Annotated in this window: 19 protein-coding genes; 11 read left to right on the top strand and 8 right to left on the bottom strand. The window is 46.6% G+C overall.

What is annotated here, in order from left to right:
* Positions 1-27: 27 nt before the first annotated feature.
* Positions 28-1,299, bottom strand: a complete 1,272-nt coding sequence (locus tag NI461_RS08520; RefSeq protein ID WP_151206956.1) for a replication-associated recombination protein A — start codon at positions 1,297-1,299, stop codon at positions 28-30.
* Positions 1,300-1,724: 425 nt separating this feature from the next.
* Between NI461_RS08520 and NI461_RS08525 the strand changes: the two genes are divergently transcribed.
* Complete coding sequence (locus tag NI461_RS08525; RefSeq protein ID WP_174660500.1) at positions 1,725-3,632, top strand: EAL domain-containing protein; 1,908 nt, start codon at positions 1,725-1,727, stop codon at positions 3,630-3,632.
* An 18-nt stretch (positions 3,633-3,650) separates the two neighbouring features.
* Here NI461_RS08525 and NI461_RS08530 read toward each other — a convergent pair whose 3' ends face one another.
* Complete coding sequence (locus tag NI461_RS08530; protein WP_253157043.1) at positions 3,651-4,103, bottom strand: YcgN family cysteine cluster protein; 453 nt, start codon at positions 4,101-4,103, stop codon at positions 3,651-3,653.
* A 188-nt stretch (positions 4,104-4,291) separates the two neighbouring features.
* Here NI461_RS08530 and NI461_RS08535 point away from each other — a divergent pair, with 188 nt between their 5' ends.
* Positions 4,292-4,450, top strand: a complete 159-nt coding sequence (locus NI461_RS08535) for a DUF1328 domain-containing protein (protein ID WP_004647174.1) — start codon at positions 4,292-4,294, stop codon at positions 4,448-4,450.
* Between the two features lie 80 nt (positions 4,451-4,530).
* Here NI461_RS08535 and murJ read toward each other — a convergent pair whose 3' ends face one another.
* Both murJ and ampD read right to left on the bottom strand, forming a co-directional pair.
* Complete coding sequence (gene murJ, locus NI461_RS08540) at positions 4,531-6,081, bottom strand: murein biosynthesis integral membrane protein MurJ (RefSeq protein ID WP_174660502.1); 1,551 nt, start codon at positions 6,079-6,081, stop codon at positions 4,531-4,533.
* Between the two features lie 52 nt (positions 6,082-6,133).
* Positions 6,134-6,730: a 1,6-anhydro-N-acetylmuramyl-L-alanine amidase AmpD gene (ampD, locus tag NI461_RS08545; RefSeq protein ID WP_174660503.1), complete on the bottom strand. Its 597-nt coding sequence runs from the start codon at positions 6,728-6,730 to the stop codon at positions 6,134-6,136.
* Positions 6,731-6,911: 181 nt separating this feature from the next.
* Between ampD and nadC the strand changes: the two genes are divergently transcribed.
* Positions 6,912-7,757, top strand: a complete 846-nt coding sequence (nadC, locus tag NI461_RS08550) for a carboxylating nicotinate-nucleotide diphosphorylase (RefSeq protein ID WP_174660504.1) — start codon at positions 6,912-6,914, stop codon at positions 7,755-7,757.
* A gap of 98 nt (positions 7,758-7,855) precedes the next feature.
* On the opposite strand, the gene NI461_RS08555 is transcribed toward nadC, so the two are convergent.
* From NI461_RS08555 to rph, 3 genes are all read right to left on the bottom strand, one after another.
* Complete coding sequence (locus NI461_RS08555) at positions 7,856-10,069, bottom strand: phosphocholine-specific phospholipase C (RefSeq protein WP_151204643.1); 2,214 nt, start codon at positions 10,067-10,069, stop codon at positions 7,856-7,858.
* Positions 10,070-10,095: 26 nt separating this feature from the next.
* Entirely contained in the window at positions 10,096-10,227 is a 132-nt protein-coding gene (locus NI461_RS14210) for a hypothetical protein (protein WP_257234944.1), read from the bottom strand.
* A 137-nt stretch (positions 10,228-10,364) separates the two neighbouring features.
* Positions 10,365-11,081, bottom strand: a complete 717-nt coding sequence (gene rph / locus NI461_RS08560; RefSeq protein ID WP_151204644.1) for a ribonuclease PH — start codon at positions 11,079-11,081, stop codon at positions 10,365-10,367.
* A 205-nt stretch (positions 11,082-11,286) separates the two neighbouring features.
* Between rph and NI461_RS08565 the strand changes: the two genes are divergently transcribed.
* Complete coding sequence (locus NI461_RS08565) at positions 11,287-11,940, top strand: TetR family transcriptional regulator (protein ID WP_151206963.1); 654 nt, start codon at positions 11,287-11,289, stop codon at positions 11,938-11,940.
* Positions 11,941-12,010: 70 nt separating this feature from the next.
* Here the strand turns inward: NI461_RS08565 and NI461_RS08570 are convergent, their stop codons facing one another.
* Positions 12,011-12,625, bottom strand: a complete 615-nt coding sequence (locus tag NI461_RS08570; protein WP_151204646.1) for a thiol:disulfide interchange protein DsbA/DsbL — start codon at positions 12,623-12,625, stop codon at positions 12,011-12,013.
* A gap of 226 nt (positions 12,626-12,851) precedes the next feature.
* Between NI461_RS08570 and ubiG the strand changes: the two genes are divergently transcribed.
* The 7 genes from ubiG to NI461_RS08605 all read left to right on the top strand — a co-directional run bounded on the left by ubiG (position 12,852) and on the right by NI461_RS08605 (position 17,416).
* Positions 12,852-13,577, top strand: a complete 726-nt coding sequence (ubiG, locus tag NI461_RS08575) for a bifunctional 2-polyprenyl-6-hydroxyphenol methylase/3-demethylubiquinol 3-O-methyltransferase UbiG (protein WP_253157044.1) — start codon at positions 12,852-12,854, stop codon at positions 13,575-13,577.
* Positions 13,574-14,263, top strand: coding sequence for an HAD family hydrolase (locus NI461_RS08580; protein WP_253157046.1), 690 nt, complete (start codon positions 13,574-13,576; stop codon positions 14,261-14,263). The genes ubiG and NI461_RS08580 overlap by 4 nt, the downstream gene beginning before the upstream one ends.
* Before the next feature lie 50 nt (positions 14,264-14,313).
* On the top strand, positions 14,314-15,060 hold the full coding sequence (locus NI461_RS08585; protein WP_253157048.1) for a YciK family oxidoreductase: 747 nt from the start codon (positions 14,314-14,316) through the stop codon (positions 15,058-15,060).
* A 319-nt stretch (positions 15,061-15,379) separates the two neighbouring features.
* Entirely contained in the window at positions 15,380-15,799 is a 420-nt protein-coding gene (locus tag NI461_RS08590; protein ID WP_151205542.1) for a hypothetical protein, read from the top strand.
* Between the two features lie 184 nt (positions 15,800-15,983).
* Entirely contained in the window at positions 15,984-16,139 is a 156-nt protein-coding gene (locus NI461_RS08595; RefSeq protein WP_171478868.1) for a hypothetical protein, read from the top strand.
* 299 nt (positions 16,140-16,438) lie between these two features.
* A complete protein-coding gene (locus NI461_RS08600) occupies positions 16,439-16,816 on the top strand; it encodes an RcnB family protein (protein WP_151205541.1) in 378 nt (125 codons plus the stop codon).
* Positions 16,817-17,044: 228 nt separating this feature from the next.
* Entirely contained in the window at positions 17,045-17,416 is a 372-nt protein-coding gene (locus tag NI461_RS08605) for an RcnB family protein (protein ID WP_151205540.1), read from the top strand.
* Positions 17,417-17,536: the final 120 nt, after the last annotated feature.

Here is a 17,536-nt window from a genome sequence, read left to right on the forward strand (position 1 = left end):
GTTCACCTCAAACTGGGCTTTTTTTAACTATTGCTGCTGTTCCTGCTGCCAGCGGCGTTGTTGCAAACGTTCCGCTTCCACTTCACGCTTATTACGTGCCGATTCATACAATTTGGTGCCTTTTAGCTCAGGCGGCAGATAGTCTTGCAGAACAAAATGTTCCGGATAATGATGCGGATAGAGATAATCCACCCCATAACCCTGGGCTTTCATCAGTTTGGTCGGCGCATTGCGTAAATGTAAAGGCACTGCAAGATTTGCGGTTTTTTCTGCCAGTTCCATAGCTTTGTTAATCGCCAGATAGGTACTGTTACTTTTGGCGCTGGTCGCCAGATATACCGCACATTGCCCCAAAATAATCCGGCCTTCCGGCATGCCAACAGCCTGTACCGAGCGGAAACATTCACCAGCCAGCAACAAGGCATTTGGGTTAGAATTGCCAATATCTTCTGAAGCTGCAATCAGCATACGGCGTGCAATAAAGACCGGGTCTTCCCCGCCTTTGAGCATGCGTGCCATCCAGTACAATGCAGCATCCGGATCACTACCACGGATCGATTTAATAAAAGCCGAGACCAGATCATAATGCTGCTCACCGGACTTGTCATAACGAGCAATATTCTGCTGTGCGACTTTGACCACCACTGCATTGGTGATGATATTTTCCTGCTCAGCTTCAAAAGTGCTGGCCACCAGATCAAGCAGGTTCAGTGCCTTGCGTGCATCGCCTGCGGCAAACTGGATCAGGGCATCAAATTCTTCAATCTGCAGATAACGTTCTTTCAGGAAACTGTCTTTTTCGATGGCCTGGCCCAGCAGGGTCTGAATCGCTTCAGGACTAAGTGCATTTAAGGTATAAACCTGACAGCGTGACAGCAAAGCACTGTTGACCTCAAATGAGGGATTCTCGGTGGTCGCACCAATCAGGGTAATCTTGCCTTTTTCAACCGCATTTAACAGTGCGTCCTGCTGGGATTTATTGAAACGGTGAATCTCGTCAATAAATACCACCGGTGTAAGCAGGTCTCCTGTTTCGGCAATCAGCTCCCGTAGTTCTTTGACTCCGGTATTCAGTGCAGACAAGCTAATAAATGGCCGATCAACTGCTTGCGCCAGCAGCAGGGCAATCGTGGTTTTTCCGACTCCTGGCGGTCCCCAGAAAATAATGGAAGGCAAATGCCCCTGATCAATCATTTGGCGTAAAGGTGCATTTTCCCCCAGCAGATGTTCCTGTCCGATAATTTCAGTAAGGTCACGTGGCCGTAGGCGTTCGGGAAGCGGAATATGGTGGTCTGACATCGGATAATAGGCTCAACATAAGAACTGATTTCATTCTAACATTCGCAGTTTTGAATCCAACATTCAACGTTAAAACTATAAAAGATTCGTCAGGGTCTGTTGATCTTCCATCAATAGATCGCGCGCTCTGCTAAAACTGGGGCAAATGAGGCGTGAAATACAGGGAATAACCAGACTGCCCAGTTTCATAACGTAATCTGAGCCAGTATCAGTGCTATAAGCGCAAATGAAGCAGCATCTTGTTCAAAGCCCAAGAGAAGTAATATATTTTTTAATTTCCAATCCACGCATCTATGGAAAAGCAAGCAAATTAAAGCTAGTAAATTATGAATTAATTACATTGTAACTTCCATATTGTTTTATTCTAATTAAAATAATCGGAGCAACCTCGCAGCACACTTTTTAGAGGTTATGGCGGTGAATGCATGAAGCCTGGCAAATCTAGATCAATACCTGCAGAAGCTACGGAATCCCGGGTTACTTCTGTTGGGCTATTGCATTCGTCCAATACCGTTGCCATACAGCAATTCATTGATGATCTGCCTCATCCCCTTTGGGTGATGAGCAAAGACCAGCAGCAGTATTTTAATACAGCCATGATCGAGTATCTGGGTATCAACCTGAATGACAGCCACCACCTCGACTGGCATCATTTTATCCATAGCGATGATTTGCAAGCTGTTCTCGATAAGTGGCATATAGCGCTCAACCAGCAGCAGAATATTGACATCCAATGCCGTATCCAGCAGCCTGAAGGCAATTACCGCATATGTAGGCTGAAGATAAAATACTGTCCTCAGCCTGAACATCTGCTGCAATGGTCCATTTCCCTGACCGATCTACAGGACTATGTTGAACTTCAGCAACAGCTCGCTCAGAGCGTACCTCGCCAGCACAACATGCCGGATGGCCCGGCAGGAAAAACCGGCCAGATCCATCATTCTGGCCATCAAATCCTGAGGATTGATCCGCTCCCGCAAAATGACCGGTGTACCCCGGCCAAGATCGGCCAGCAGACGTGGGCAGAACTGCAATTGAATAGCGTGAGTAAACGCGATGAATTAACTGGCCTATATAATCGTAATACCTTCTATCACACTTTCAAACAGGTCTTGTCTCAGGCCAAACACCAGAACAAGAAACTCGGCTTATTGCTGATTGACCTGGATTATTTCCGGCATATTAATGACACGCTGGGGCATCTGGCGGGAGATCATTTGTTGCATATTCTGGGTCAACGTTTCCAGAATTGTTTTGCTGCCAATACACTGGTTGCCCGTCTTGGCGGTGATGAATTTGCAGTGTTGGTCCAAGATCTGAAAAGTGAGGAACAGCTGATTGCGACGGCGCAGCTGGCCTATCAGCAGCTTAAGCAGCCGGTGGGTTATCTGGGACATAGCATGCGCAGTGCGATGAGTATCGGTTGCGCCATTTATCCGCGAGATGCCTTAAGTAGTTCCAATCTATTAAAGTCTGCCGACATTGCCCTGAATGATTTAAAAAATAGTGGTCGTGGCGGGATCCGTATGTTTAATCAGGAAATGTCGACCTCTCTAAACCAAATTACCCAACAGCTGACGCTGGCCCGCAAGATTATTCATGCCGATCAGATTGTGCCTTATTATCAGCCCAAAGTTCGGCTGTCAGATGGTGCAGTCATTGGTTTTGAAGCCTTGTTACGCTGGCAGGACCGGCACCAGCAGATCCAGCTGCCCTCGGATATTTTTGGTGCCTTTCAGGACTATGAGCTGGCTTCGCGGATTAGTGAAACCATGCAGCTTAAAGTCTTTGCAGATATGAGCCGCTGGCAGGCTCAAGGTCTAGAACTCTTGCCGATTTCAATCAATGCAGCACCAGTTGAGTTTCTGCGCGACAACTATGCCGAAAAACTGCTGGCGCGTCTGGCCAGATTTGATATTCCAACCGATAAGGTCGAACTGGAAATTACCGAACAGAGCCTGTCAGAAAGTGGTGCCCATTATGTGGTCCGTGCCTTAAACCTGCTCAAGCAGGCCGGGATTCATATTTCACTGGACGATTTTGGCACCGGACATTCATCGCTCACCCGCTTGCAGGAATATCCGGTCGATTGCATCAAGATTGACCGTAACTTTGTAGAACGCATGAACATAGATCCGTCTGCCTTGGCCATTGTCAAAGCCATTACCCAGATTGGTTCGAGCATCTCGCTGGATATTCTCGTGGAAGGCATTGAAAATACCGAACAGCTAGATACCCTGATGGGTTGTGATTGCCAGATCGGACAGGGTTTTTATTTTTATCGTCCCATGTCCGGCGAGTCAGCCCAGCTGCTGCTACGTTCCACTGGTTAAAAAGCTGAACCTTGCAGTCTAGCGTACCCAGCGGACTATATATTCTTCAATTTCATCTTCGTGTATCTCAGTCTCGCTCAGACAGCGACCCGCGGCAGATTTTCTGGCCTGCAGGATAGTTTGCCGTGAACCCGTATTCAGATAATGCCAGGACGGCAAACTCTTGCCTTCATTTACACGGCGATAGGCACAGCTGGACGGCAGCCAGTGAATCTCTTGCAATTTTTCAGGCGTGAGCTGAATACAATCTGGCACATAGTCCAGACGGTTGGGATAATCCGAACAACGTGCCGTCTGACAGTCCAGTAGCTTGCAAGCCACCTTGGTATAGGCGACTTCTGCCGTTTCCTCATCTTCCAGCTTGATCAGGCAGCAGAGTCCGCAGCCGTCACAGAGCGCTTCCCACTCGGCTGAGGTCAGTTCAGTCAGGGTATAATGTTTCCAGAAATGCGGACGCAGAACATCAGACATAAGCAATAAGTATGGTAAAAGTCAGCTTATTATACCAAGTCTCAACAGACGAAATGCAGCGGGCGTCTCTTATTATCAGCACGTAAACTATTGTTAAATCATAGACAGTTCATCAACAAAACACTAACAGTGCCAAAAATTGATTATTTCTATACTGATTTTGAGAATAAAAACACATGGAGAATATTATGTTTCGCTGGGCTATTATTTTTGCTGTGATCGCCTTAATTGCCAGTTTACTCGGTTTTGGTGGAGTAGCCGGCTTATCTAAGGATTTCGCGATTATCTTACTGGTAATTGCTGTTATTCTTGCCATTGTTGGTTTTCTTTCTCGCGGCAAGGTCTAGCGACTGAACAGTGCCAAGAAAAAGTAACTTCAAAAAAACAAGAGCCATTTGGCTCTTGTTTTTTTATAGGTTAAATGGACTTAGGGTTTAAGATGACGGGGTCTAAAGCCCACTGCTAATAGTGCTACTGCATAGGCCAGCATCCCCACCAGACAGAGGATAAGTACTTCCACCACCCGCATCCAGGCGGAAACATCCGCATCATACCAAGTCAATGCATAGCCCAAGGCCGCAATCATTACTGCATTGGCAAACAGAAATTGCAGGAAGATCTTTTTCCAGTGAGCGCCAAAGCGGAAAATATTGCGTTTGTGCAGGTAGAAATAGAGCAGGCCCGCATTTACCATAGCCGAACCAGTCGAGGCCAGTGCCAGCGCCATATGTTCAGCTTCCCAGTTAATCAGCTTGAACAGGCCAATAAACACCACGTTTAAAATCGCATTGGCTGCCACAGCCATCAGGCCAATCCGGACCGGGGTACGGGTATCCTGCTGGGCATAAAAACCAGGTGCAAAGACCTTGATCAGCATAAAGGCAATGACCCCACCACTCATACATTGCAGGGCCAGTGCGGTCATCTGGGTATCTTCAAAAGTGAACTGACCGCGTTCAAACAGGGCCTGAATAATCGGGGTCGACAGCATGAACAGCGCAATACTGGCCGGTAGACCCGCCATAACAATCACTTTGGCAGCCCAGTCCATCATTGCTTTGAATTTTTCCGGATTCTGCTCGCTATGCCGCGCCGATAAAGAAGGCAGAATAACCGTACCTATCGCCACACCAATTAGCCCCAGCGGCAGCTCGGTCATACGCTCGGCACTGTACAGCCAGGAGACTGAACCATCCTGCATAAAGGAAGCCCAGATGGTGTTCAGCAGCAGGTTAATCTGGGTGACAGAGACTCCAAACAAGGCCGGCAGCATCAGTTTCATGATGCGCTCCACACCTTCATGTTTAAAATCAACTTTAGGCGGAATCAGCAGCTTTTTACGCCATAGTTCTGGAATCTGCAGGGCCAGCTGTAAAATACCGGCAATAATCACGGCCCAGCCCAGTGCCATAATTGGCTCGGCCATATACGGGGTAAGCCACAAGGCACCGGCAATCATGGCCACATTTAATAAAACCGGTGCAAAAGCTGGCGTGGTAAAAGAACCATAGGTATTTAAAATACTGCTGGCAAATGCCGTCAAAGACATGAATAGCAGATAGGGAATAGTCAGCCGGAACATGTCGGTGGCCAGCGCGAACTTTTCCGGATCACTATGGAAGCCCGGTGCATAAACATACATCACTGCAGGAGCAGCAATAATTGCCAGCATAGTCAAGGTGGTCATTACTGTGGCCAGACAGCCAAAGACCCGGCTAATCAAAATCTGAACTTCAGCATGGGCCCGACCGGTTTTGTATTCGGTCAGGACCGGAATAAAGGCCTGGGAAAAAGCCCCCTCTGCAAACAGTCGCCTGAAAAAGTTCGGAATACGAAAGGCCACCACGAAGGTATCAAAATCTTTACCGGCACCAAATACATTCAGTAAAACCACATCCCGGATCAAACCCAGAACCCGTGACAACATGGTCATTGCACTGACAATCACGGTCGAACGCCAAAGCGCCATCCTATTCACCTAATCTTAATTTGTGGCTATTGTAATCAAACTCAGGAAAGAAGTTTATGACTTAATCCCCTGACTCTGCAGCGTTGATTGCTGTTTTATAATACTGGAGCTGACTGCGGAACCCAGCCCAGTCAAAATACGGTCCCGGATCGGTCTTACGGCCTGGGGCTATATCTGAATGCCCGGCAATATGCTGCTGGATTTTAGGATAATGGGCTTGCAGACACGCCGTAACCTGCACCAGAGCAGCATACTGTACCGCTTCAAACGGCAGGTCATCGCTGCCTTCCAGCTCAATTCCGATTGAATAATCATTGCATTCTTTTTTGGCCAGATAAGTCGAGCGCCCGGCATGCCAAGCCCGATCCTTAAAATTGACAAATTGCAGTACTTCACCGGAACGTAAAATCAGCAGATGGGCCGAAACCTGCATCCCTTCAATGGTTTGAAAATACGGATGCACAGAGCAATCCAGTTGATTCTGGAAAAACTGTTCAATATAAGTACCGCCAAATTGCGACGGCGGCAGGCTGATATTGTGAATCACCACCAGCTGAATCTCGGTCTGCTCGGGGCGTCGGTTAAAATTCGGAGAAGCCAGCTGACGTGCGCCCAGCAATTGCCCATCCTTGATGTGAAACTCAGCCGCCTGTTGCATAATCCTGTCCTGTTACAAAATAAAACCTGCAATACCAGGATTGCAGCCCGCCTAATGCTAAAACTTTCAAAGGCAAATCTCAATTCATCCTCATGGCGGGGAGGAAAAATCGCTTATTTTTATGTAACAGTGTTAAGATAATGCGCAATTTTTCACGGCTAAAAAAGATACGGAAATACTCATGAGCATATCTCAGGCTTTGCTAGAACAGTCGATTCAGATCAATATCCAACAGGCCTTATCGGAAGATATCGGAGACGGCGACATTACGGCCCTGCTCACTCCTGAAGATGAACAGGCCACTGCCACCATCATTAGCCGTGAAGATATGGTACTGGCTGGTCAGCCGTGGGTGAATGCCCTGATTCATGCCTATGACCCAAAGGTTGAAGTGACCTGGCTGAAAAATGACGGTGAACGGGTAGAGGCCAATGAAGTCTTTTTAAAGTTGGCCGGTTCGGCACGCAGCCTGCTGACCGTGGAACGTCCTGCCCTTAACTTCATCCAAACGCTTTCTGCTGTGGCGACCAAAACCGCTTTATATGTCAAGGAACTTAAGGGTTTAAATACCAAATTGCTGGACACCCGTAAAACCTTGCCCGGCTTACGGATTGCTCAAAAATATGCCGTTACCATTGGTGGTGGGCAGAACCATCGTCTGGGTTTGTTTGATGCCTTTCTGATTAAAGAAAACCACATTATAGCAGCAGGCGGCATTGTTCAGGCCATTGCCAAAGCCCACAAGATTGCCCCAGGTAAATTGGTAGAAGTCGAAGTGGAAACCTGGGATGAACTCAATCAAGCCTTGGAAGCCAAAGCGGATATTGTGATGCTGGATAACTTTAGCCAGCAGCAGATGATTGAGGCGGTGCAACATGCCGCAGGTCGTTGTAAGTTGGAAGCTTCAGGCAATATTACTATTGAAAATTTACGTGAAGTGGCCAGTACCGGCGTGGATTATATTTCTATGGGCGTTTTAACCAAAGATGTGAAAGCCATTGATTTATCCATGCGCTTTAATGCCTAATTCATAATACAACAAAAGGGGCCTAGGCCCCTTTTATTGTTCTTAAACTTCTATTGTCGATATAAGCGTATCCATAAGATGGCACGATACTGGATGTTTTAAATGGCACTTCCCATAAATGGATCAGAATAGCTGTCTTTGCCAATCTCCAGACGGCCAGCAAAACGACGCTGGAACTGCTCATCCCCCACGATGCTGACACTAAAGTCATACCAGCCATATACAGCCGACATATCTAAAATCAATTCGTTCTCAGTCGCGGTAGTAGGGATTTTCCAGGTTTGTCCATCCAGATAAGCATTGGCTTTGACCAGCAGATCTACCGCCTGCTGACCATCATGTCGTACTTTAAGATAAATTTTCGGGTCACATTCCTCGACACAGATCCGAATCTCAGGCAGGGAATTTTTTTGTGCAGGCTGCTTGAGATCCCCCACGAAGGCCCGATGGAAACCATTTGGCCCCAAGACCCATAAGTCATATGCTCCATCGACCAGCGCCCAGTCATCATCCAGCTGCTTGCCTGCTTCGACCATATAACGTCGTGGAATCGCGTTTAAATCCAGTTTGTTATAGACATGGAATACTGCCGCTTGCTGTCCGGTGTTGGAAAATAGCAGTTTCACTTTATTTTCACTGGCCAGGACTTTGGCACTGCTGTGTAAAATATAAGGCAATGCCCGAGAATAGCGGATACCCAGCTCCTGCTGAGGGAAGTTTTGTGTAGATGGCACCGGAACTTGCGGCAATTTTTGCTGTATTGCCCGAATCGCATCTGCTTCCGCCTTGGTCTTTTGCCCAGCCAATTTCGGCAAAATATCCATATTCGGGGTTTTAAAGTTAAATGCAGAGGTCAAATCTCCACACACCGCACGGCGGTAAGGACTGATATTGGGTTCTTCTACCCCAAAACGCTCTTCAAGAAAACGAATAATCGAAGTATGGTCAAAAACTTGGGAATTTACCCATCCTCCTCGACTCCATGGAGATATGACATACAAGGGCACACGAACCCCAGGTCCATAGACGCCATGCCAAAAGTTTTTATTTTCACCATCTACATATTGCAGCAGCGGCTGACGGGTTGAACCTTCAATGCGTGGATGGTTGAAGTATTCAGAAGAAATCAGATCATCATCTAGGGTAGTTTTACCATGGACTTTAATAATTTCCCCGTGCTCATTAATTTCACGTGAAGGCGCAGAAGGCGAAGGCATATGGTCAAAAAAACCATCATTTTCGTCAAAATTGACCAACAGTACGGTTTGACTCCAGATCTCAGGATTTTCAGTCAAAGCATTCAGCAATTCCTGAATATACCATGCCCCTTGTACTGGGCTGGAAGGCCCCGGATGTTCACTATATGCAGCCGGTGCCACGACCCAACTTACCTGAGGTAGTTTTCCATCCACAATATCCTGCTTCAATTGTCCCAGTAACCCTCCATCATGGGGCATGGTATTGGCAATGCCTTTATATAACGGCTCCTTGGCATCAATGGCTTCATCATAGGCAGGACAGACAGGGTCAGAGTGGCTGACGGGCTTGCCCGACTGCTCATTGGCGCGGCGGTATTGTTTAAATCCGGCCAGCGGGTTGTCTGTAAAGTTGTCCGGCATATTTTGATAGACTTTCCAGCTCACTCCGGCTTCTTGCAGGCGTTCAGGATAGGTTGTCCAGTCATAACCCTGTGCAGATGAACCTATCCCATCAAATTCATTGACTACACTGGCGACCCCTGCCCCGGTAGGCCCATTGGTTCCTGTCCAGATAAACTTACGGTTTGGATTGGTTCCCGCATGCATGGCACAGTGATAAGCATCACACAGAGTAAAAGCATCCGCCAAAGCAAACTGGTATTCCACCTCTACCTTTTTATAGTAGCCCATTGACTGGGTCTGTTTATGTTCTACCCAGTTGCCCATCCGGCCTGTATCCCATGCCGCTTGACCATCTACCCAAGAGTGTGGTGTGCCTGAAACCCGCTGTGCATTTCCCAGACTGCTATCCAGATGATAAGGCAATACTTTATTTTTTTTCTTGTCATACTGTTCCCAGACTTTACGACCATCCGCCAGTGGAATCGTAAAACGGTCGCCAAATCCCCGGACGCCTTTTAAGGTACCAAAGTAGTTGTCAAATGAGCGGTTTTCCTGGGTCAAAATGATCACATGTTTCACATCTTGAATGGTTCCGGTTTCAACTTTGGCATCTACCGCCAACGCTTTTTGAATACTTAAAGGAAAACTGGATAAGGCAGTTGCCCCTAATAATGTTTTTGCTGAATGAGTTATAAAGTCACGACGGTTCATTTTCACTTTCCTCTGATTTATTTTAATTAAGGCGCGCAATGCACTTTGCAGCTTGGTTGCGGTGATGGAGGAGAGTTGCTCTGACTGTCTTCATCATTATTACAGGCACTGAGCAGGAAGCCCAAACCCAGCAAAAAAGTGAGAGAAAGTAAACGCATGGAAAATTCCTTATATTTTATGCGCCCCCAGAGATAAACAATAATTGTGACCCCAAGATGATACTTTGCTTACAGAACCATGACAGATAAAAAAAGCACACCCGAAGATGTGCTTTTTATTGAATAAAATAAATAACTTACCAGCCCAGTGCTTCCTGCTGTTTCTTGACCAGTTCCTGGATGCCTTTTTCGGCCATTTCCAGCATGGCATTGGATTGTGCACGGGTAAACGGTTTATCTTCCGCAGTTCCCTGAATCTCAATAAACTCACCAGCCTGAGTCATTACCACGTTTAAATCGGTCTGGCAGTTAGAATCTTCTTCATAGCACAGATCGAGCAGGACTTCATCTTTATAGATGCCCACTGAAATGGCAGCCACCAAACCTTTGAGCGGATCTTGCTTGATTTTTTTATTTTCCAGCAAAACATTCATGGCATCCACCAAGGCGACCGCAGCACCGGTAATTGCAGCTGTACGTGTACCGCCATCCGCCTGAATCACATCACAGTCCAGAGTAATGGTATTTTCACCCAGCTTTTTCAGGTCAACCATAGAGCGTAAGCTGCGTCCGATTAAACGCTGGATTTCCTGAGTACGGCCGCTTTGCTTGCCACGCGCTGCTTCACGGTCACTACGGGTATGGGTCGAACGCGGCAACATGCCATATTCAGCAGTGACCCAGCCTTGTCCCTTGCCTTTCAGGAAACGAGGTACTGAATTATCAATACTGGCCGTACACAGCACCTTGGTATGACCAAATTCAACCAATACGGAGCCTTCCGCATAACGTGTATAGTTACGGGTAATTTTTACTTCACGTAATTGATCTAAAGCTCGCTGGTCGATACGCATAATAAGTCCTGCTGTTGGCTAAAAATAATGGTGGTCCAGTATAACAGAAGCCTTCTCCCAAGATCAGGACAGCAAAGTAATCATTTACAAAATCAAATTATTAGCAGTATTTCAGCCTGAATCGGCTCTGATTGGGCAGATGCGGATAACCCTATGATTGAATTTTATTTTTGCTACACTGCACGATCCGCCCAGGAAGTTTTCTATGTCTTTACGTGAAGAACGCAAGCAGCAAAGTCGTCAGGCGCTGCTGGACGCCACCTTAGTATTGAGCAGTCAAGGCCGTGCTTTTAGCAGTATCAGTTTGCGTGAAATTACGCAGGCTGTGGGACTGGTTCCGGCCGCGTTTTATCGACATTTCAAAAACATGGACCAGCTCGGACTGGAATTGCTGGATCAGGCTGCACTGCATATTAAAGGGGTGCTGCACCAGCTCGGACCGACTGATTTTTCCCTGAACCAGCTAGCTGACAAAGTCGAACTGTTTTTTCAGAAGGTCGATGCGTATCCCCAAGCCTGGATATTTTTAAGTGCAGAACGTTGGGGGGGCTGTATGTTTTTACGTCAGGGAATCGAACGCGAGATTCATTATCTGGTAGAAGATTTGCTGCATGGCCTGCAACAGATTCCAGCGCTACAGCCGCTCCAGTCGCCGGTTGAACTGAGGGCGCTGGCCCAGATTCTGCTGCCTTTGGCACTCAACTGGGCCATGGACTGGATTCATCTCCAGACCCAGATCCATCCAGCATCAGATCAGGCAGCATTCGCGCATTTTAAAGCCCAATGCCTGACACAGCTGCAGTTATTGTTCTGTGGCGTTTTATCCAGTCCGTCTACGCGCACAACAGACCTTCAATAAAATATAAATTTTGGAAGATCTAAAAAAACCTGCATCTGGATGCAGGTTTTTCAATTCAATCAGGACCGGCTTATTTGGCCTTACGTTCCTTGTCTACCAGGTAGTTCACCACTTGAACCACTTTTTCACTATCGCCTTGCACCACATATTTACCATTCACGGTTACGGCAGGCACACCACTCAACTGGTAAGCAGCAGCCAGATTTTTAGCCTGAGCGATTTTTGATGAGATCGGGAATGATTTATAAGTGCTGTTAAATTTTGCTTCAGGAATACCATAACGGGTATAGAATTTTGCCAGCTGTGCCTGTTCCAGAATTGGCTGTTGCTTGGCGTGAATATCATGAAACAGCTGCAAATGCGCTTTCTGGCGAACCCCTAAAGCCTCAGAGGTATAATAAGCACGTGCGCCCTGCTCCCAAAGCGGATTCATAGCCGCCGGAGTACGTACAAAACGCACATCTTTAGGTAGTTTTTTCAACCAGGCTTGCAGATGCGGCTCAAGCGTATAACAGTGACCGCAGCCATACCAGAAGAATTCACGTACTTCAATTTTCCCCGGTTTTTCGACTTTGACTGGATTTGCCAGAACTTGATAGTCCTGACCTGCCACAAAATTGGCCATGGCACTGCCGGAAAATGCCAAAACAGATGCGGCTACAGTACCTAAAATAAATTTTTTCATTGGGATTATCGTCCTCTAAATCATTATCTTTAGTTTATGGGTTCACTATAAAGCAATTATGCCGTGTTCGTTTTTATTCTGTGAACTTTTTTACGGCTTTTATCGCTTTTTTTGCCAGAAACGCTACACTAAACAAGTGTACTGATTTACAAGAATTTAAATCAGTTTATCTGGCCCTATGGCGAATTAAATTTTTACATAATCACAACTGATTGAGGTAACACCAATGTCGCAATTGAATGTTGATCCACAAGAAATTGCCAAGTTTGAAGCATTTGCAGCTATATGGTGGGATCAGCATTCCGAGTTCCGCCCGCTGCATATGATCAATCCCCTACGTTTGAACTGGATTGATGAACATGCGGGCGGACTAAGTGGCAAGAAAGTGCTGGATGTGGGCTGTGGTGGCGGAATCCTGTCCGAAAGCATGGCACGCCGTGGTGCTGAAGTGTTGGGAATTGATATGGGTGAAGCCCCGCTAAATGTAGCGCGCATTCATGCCGAGCAGGAAGGTGTCAGCAATATTGAATATCGCCAGATTCCGGTGGAACAGCTGGCCGATGAGCAGGCAGGTCAATACAACATCGTGACCTGTATGGAAATGCTGGAGCATGTGCCGGACCCGGCTTCGATTATTCAGGCCTGCCACAAACTGGTCAAACCAGGGGGTCATGTATTCTTCTCGACCATCAACCGCAATCCGAAATCTTATCTGTTTGCCATCATTGGTGCAGAATATATCCTGCGTATGCTGGCCAAGGGCACCCATGATTACAGTAAATTCATCAAGCCGTCTGAACTGGCTCATGACATTCGTAACGCGGGCTTAAAGCTCAAAGACATGACCGGTCTGCACTATAATCCGCTGACCAAGCGCTACTGGCTCGCACCAAATGTCGATGTAAACTACATGGTATATACAGTGAAAGAAGCGGCTGAGGCGACCCCATGAAAGCAGTTTTATTTGACCTGGATGGCACCCTGATTGATACGGCTGCTGACTTTATCCGCATTATCCAGCAGATGTGCCATGAGGCAGGCCGTCCATTGGTCGATGCCGAGCTGATCCGGGCGCAGGTATCAGAAGGCGCCCGGGCCATGGTCAAGCTGGTTTATCCGGAACTGCAAGTGGAAGATCCGCTGCTTCAGCAACATCGCCAGCGTTTTCTGGACAGCTATGGTGCAGAAATTGCCGTCGACACCGATCTGTTTGCAGGCATGTATGCTCTGCTGGAAGAGCTGGAAGAACATGAGATTCCGTGGGGCATTGTGACCAACAAACCGCGCTGGCTAAGTGAAGCGCTGCTCAAGGCACTCAATCTGACCGAACGCTGTGCCGTACTGGTCTGCCCGGAAGATGTGACCCGGACCAAACCGGATCCGGAGCCGATGTATCTGGCAGCCCAACAGATTAATATTGCGCCTGAAGACTGTATCTATGTCGGGGATCATCCTCGTGATATTGATGCTGGCCGTCATGCCCGAATGTATACTATTCTGGCGGCCTATGGCTATTTACCACTGCAATACAAAGATGACTTAACAGCCTGGCAGGCGGACTATATAGTGAATGATGTGCCTGAATTACATCAGCATATCCAGAAACTGGTATTGCAACAGCACAGTATGCTGTCCTGAGGGCTAAACATCTCTAAAACGCTGAACAATAACAAATAAGGAGGTAGATCATGAAATATTCAGAATATCAACCTCGCCCCGATCTGCTGAAAGATCGTATTATCCTGATTACAGGTGCGGGCGATGGCATTGGTCGTGCAGCCGCAATCAGCTATGCCTTGCATGGCGCGACGGTGGTACTGCATGGACGTACCCTGAACAAGCTTGAAGTCATTTATGATGAGATTGAAAGCCTGGGTGCACCACAGCCAGCCATCCTGCCCCTACAGTTATCCAGTGCCTCCGAACGGGATTATGAAGTGCTGGTCAATACCTTGGACCGCCAGTTTGGACGTCTCGACGGCATTCTGCATAATGCCGGTATTCTAGGTGAACGGGTAGAACTGGCGCACTATCCGCAAGAAGTCTGGGATGACGTGATGGCCGTGAATCTGCGTGCGCCTTTTGTCATGACTCAGGCGCTGCTGCCGCTGCTGGCCAAATCCGAACATGCTTCTGTGGTCTTTGCCAGTTCAGGAGTGGGACGTGAGGCACGTGAACGCTGGGGCGCTTATTCAGTCTCCAAGATTGCCATTGAAGCGGTCAGCCAGCTATTTGCCAAGGAACAGGTTCATCCCAATATCCGCTATAACTGCATCAACCCGGGAGCAACCCGCACTGCAATGCGCGCCAAAGCCTACCCGTATGAAGATCCGAAGACCTTACCTACACCGGACTCTATCATGCCGGCCTATCTGTATCTGATGGGTGATGACAGCTTGCACATGAACGGTCAAAGCATTGATGCCCAGGACTGAGCAGGAATAGCTATTTTCTGAGAAGCCAATGCCTGCATTGGCTTTTTTTATTCTAAGATGAGTATTTAAACTTAGCCTGCTTCTGAGCTTAATTTAAGCTCCCCCACATTCGGGCGATTATCTTATTGACCGGTCTGGCAGCATCCTCCTCTGACCTGTTTTTTCAAATTAAGTCGAAACTTGCATCATATTTCTACCCAAACCTTGCCCTACAACAGGAAGTCGATCCGGAACACCCGATCTTCTGAGCAGTATCCTGACGCCGATTTGCTGCAAATTCCCCTATACTAGGCCGAACAGATTCTGATGTGAGTATTCCATGACTGACTTAAGCAATATTACCGTGACCCCCCTGGAAGATGGCATGGTCACTCTCCTGATTGACCAGCAGCCAATTTCTGCCAAATATGGCATGAAGTTTGAAGCCAGTATTGTTGACGATATTCAGGCGCTCCAAAACGGCCAAAAGCTGAAACTGTTCGACCAGTTTGTGTTCTCGCATACCGATCTGAATTTTGAACATTCTTATCATTACGTCACTGGCCTCGAAAAACAGGAGGAGCGTTATCAGGTGGCCAAGCATTTTGTGTACCGCATTAAAATTGAAGGTCAACCGGACATTGAGCATGTGATCAGCAATCAGGGCAAGGCCATGACGGCGGAAGATGTACGGACTTTTATTCAGGCCCATATTCAGAAATCTCTGAATGATTATACCGATTTAAACTATGCCTATTGAGCCGGATCAACCCTGAGTTAACACAAGAGTACTTATCCCGATAAGGACTCTTTTTTTTGCTTTCCTATTTTCATTATCTATAAATCGTATTTTTAAATTAATTTTATAAATTTAAATGGTTTTACAAATAATTATAGACCTTATACACTGTTTTTATTGAAAATTAGTTAAGAGATCAAAGCAGATGAAAGATCCAAAATCGAAGATCGAGATGATTCGTCATATTGAAAGCTTACAACTATCTGACGCCTTGATTGTGGCGCTAGAAGATACAAGACAGGCCGAGTCGATTGCGGAAGCAGTGCAGTTTCTGCAAGGTTTAAGCCAACAATGGAACTGATCAGCTCAATGAATTAAATACAGCGAAATCGAAGTCCCCTGGCTAGATTTTACTGGGTTGAATCAGCAGATAGAAGGAGTAGATCTATGCGCATTTGCCTTGTTCCAGAGGAGATGTTAGGGTGTGAATATCTGAGCTACCAGACAACTATAAGCTATTCTAATATGAAGCAAAATCACGGCATGATCATAATTTCTCAGCATTTGTTATAAAACATCTGCCTGGTCTTCACAGTTTCTCTGCAATTTTTCCGTACATTAGTCACTATAGAAAATGAACAAATTAAGTGAGGGTTCAACATGAAAAAGGTTTTGGTAGCGTTCGCGATCTCCTGCTGTACATTCATGCTGACCAATATTGCCCATGCAGCCCCTCATTTTGATGATGAACCACGGACAGAATCACGCGGCCATGGCAAAAAGGCGCGTCAAGATAAGCATGAACAGTATGATAAACGCCGTATGCGTGAAGAGCGTGGCGTACAACGCCTGCAGCAATTACGCTGGCAACCGGGTTATGTGATGCCGCAGCATTATCGAGGTAATGGTTATAAAGTTGAATACAAAAATCATAGCCTGCCCAAACCGGACCGCAAGCAACAATGGTACAAGGTAAATGACGATTATATTTTGGTAAATTCTGAAACCAACAGTATTATCCGGATCATTACTGACTGATCGAAGATAGCCTACTAATCTTCTAAAAATCCCAACCCTGTTGGGATTTTTTTATTTGATTGGGCTTATATTTTGAGGGGCTGTAAGGTTTGCCGGTTTTTTATCTGTTTTTCTTCTAAATTTCTTCATCAATTTAACAATTTCACTCAATGAGCCTCACGCTTTCTATCCACTTATTCGTTAATTTAACTTCATCGAAAACAGATATAAATTCTTTAGGTAAAAGCCATGAAAAAAGTTTTAACTACCCTCGCGTTATCCCTTAGTGCTCTGGTTGCAACTTCTGCAATGGCAGCACCATCCCATTATGATTCACCTTACCATTCGCAGCCGTCTAAACCGGCACCGCACTGGAATTCAAAAGACCATAGAAAATGGCAGGATGATCGCCGTCACCATAACCGTATGGTCAACCCGAGCCGTGACTGGCGTGTAGGTCAAACCCTGCCACGTCAATACGATTCAAAACGTTTCCAGATCAGCGACCGTGAAGCACGCCGTCTGCCTAATACCGGTCGTTACCAGCAATGGTACAAAGTAAATAATGACTATGTACTGGTGAATGAACGCAATAACAAAATCGTCCGAATTATTGGCTAAACGCGCTCCATTTTCTGCTCGTCTTGCAGACACCTGAAGCCTGGCTTCAGGTGTTTTTTTGTCTCTCTACTTCCACTTCATTTTTTTTTCATTAGAATCAAAGAGAATTGTATATTGAAA

The sequence above is a fragment of the Acinetobacter sp. S4400-12 genome (genome assembly GCF_024129495.1).
In the GTDB taxonomy this organism is placed as follows: Bacteria; Pseudomonadota; Gammaproteobacteria; order Pseudomonadales; family Moraxellaceae; genus Acinetobacter; species Acinetobacter lwoffii_C.

Excerpts from the sequence above, each read along its gene's own strand:
- nadC (WP_174660504.1), top strand. The coding sequence starts at position 6,912 with ATGAGCATATCTCAGGCTTTGCTAGAACAGTCGATTCAGATCAATATC.
- NI461_RS08585 (WP_253157048.1), top strand. The coding sequence starts at position 14,314 with ATGAAATATTCAGAATATCAACCTCGCCCCGATCTGCTGAAAGATCGT.
- NI461_RS08565 (WP_151206963.1), top strand. The coding sequence starts at position 11,287 with ATGTCTTTACGTGAAGAACGCAAGCAGCAAAGTCGTCAGGCGCTGCTG.
- ampD (WP_174660503.1), bottom strand. The coding sequence starts at position 6,730 with ATGCAACAGGCGGCTGAGTTTCACATCAAGGATGGGCAATTGCTGGGC.
- NI461_RS08520 (WP_151206956.1), bottom strand. The coding sequence starts at position 1,299 with ATGTCAGACCACCATATTCCGCTTCCCGAACGCCTACGGCCACGTGAC.
- NI461_RS08600 (WP_151205541.1), top strand. The coding sequence starts at position 16,439 with ATGAAAAAGGTTTTGGTAGCGTTCGCGATCTCCTGCTGTACATTCATG.
- NI461_RS08595 (WP_171478868.1), top strand. The coding sequence starts at position 15,984 with ATGAAAGATCCAAAATCGAAGATCGAGATGATTCGTCATATTGAAAGC.
- NI461_RS08535 (WP_004647174.1), top strand. The coding sequence starts at position 4,292 with ATGTTTCGCTGGGCTATTATTTTTGCTGTGATCGCCTTAATTGCCAGT.
- NI461_RS08570 (WP_151204646.1), bottom strand. The coding sequence starts at position 12,625 with ATGAAAAAATTTATTTTAGGTACTGTAGCCGCATCTGTTTTGGCATTT.
- NI461_RS14210 (WP_257234944.1), bottom strand. The coding sequence starts at position 10,227 with ATGCGTTTACTTTCTCTCACTTTTTTGCTGGGTTTGGGCTTCCTGCTC.
- NI461_RS08605 (WP_151205540.1), top strand. The coding sequence starts at position 17,045 with ATGAAAAAAGTTTTAACTACCCTCGCGTTATCCCTTAGTGCTCTGGTT.
- NI461_RS08590 (WP_151205542.1), top strand. The coding sequence starts at position 15,380 with ATGACTGACTTAAGCAATATTACCGTGACCCCCCTGGAAGATGGCATG.
- rph (WP_151204644.1), bottom strand. The coding sequence starts at position 11,081 with ATGCGTATCGACCAGCGAGCTTTAGATCAATTACGTGAAGTAAAAATT.
- NI461_RS08555 (WP_151204643.1), bottom strand. The coding sequence starts at position 10,069 with ATGAACCGTCGTGACTTTATAACTCATTCAGCAAAAACATTATTAGGG.
- ubiG (WP_253157044.1), top strand. The coding sequence starts at position 12,852 with ATGTCGCAATTGAATGTTGATCCACAAGAAATTGCCAAGTTTGAAGCA.
- NI461_RS08530 (WP_253157043.1), bottom strand. The coding sequence starts at position 4,103 with ATGTCTGATGTTCTGCGTCCGCATTTCTGGAAACATTATACCCTGACT.
- NI461_RS08525 (WP_174660500.1), top strand. The coding sequence starts at position 1,725 with ATGAAGCCTGGCAAATCTAGATCAATACCTGCAGAAGCTACGGAATCC.
- NI461_RS08580 (WP_253157046.1), top strand. The coding sequence starts at position 13,574 with ATGAAAGCAGTTTTATTTGACCTGGATGGCACCCTGATTGATACGGCT.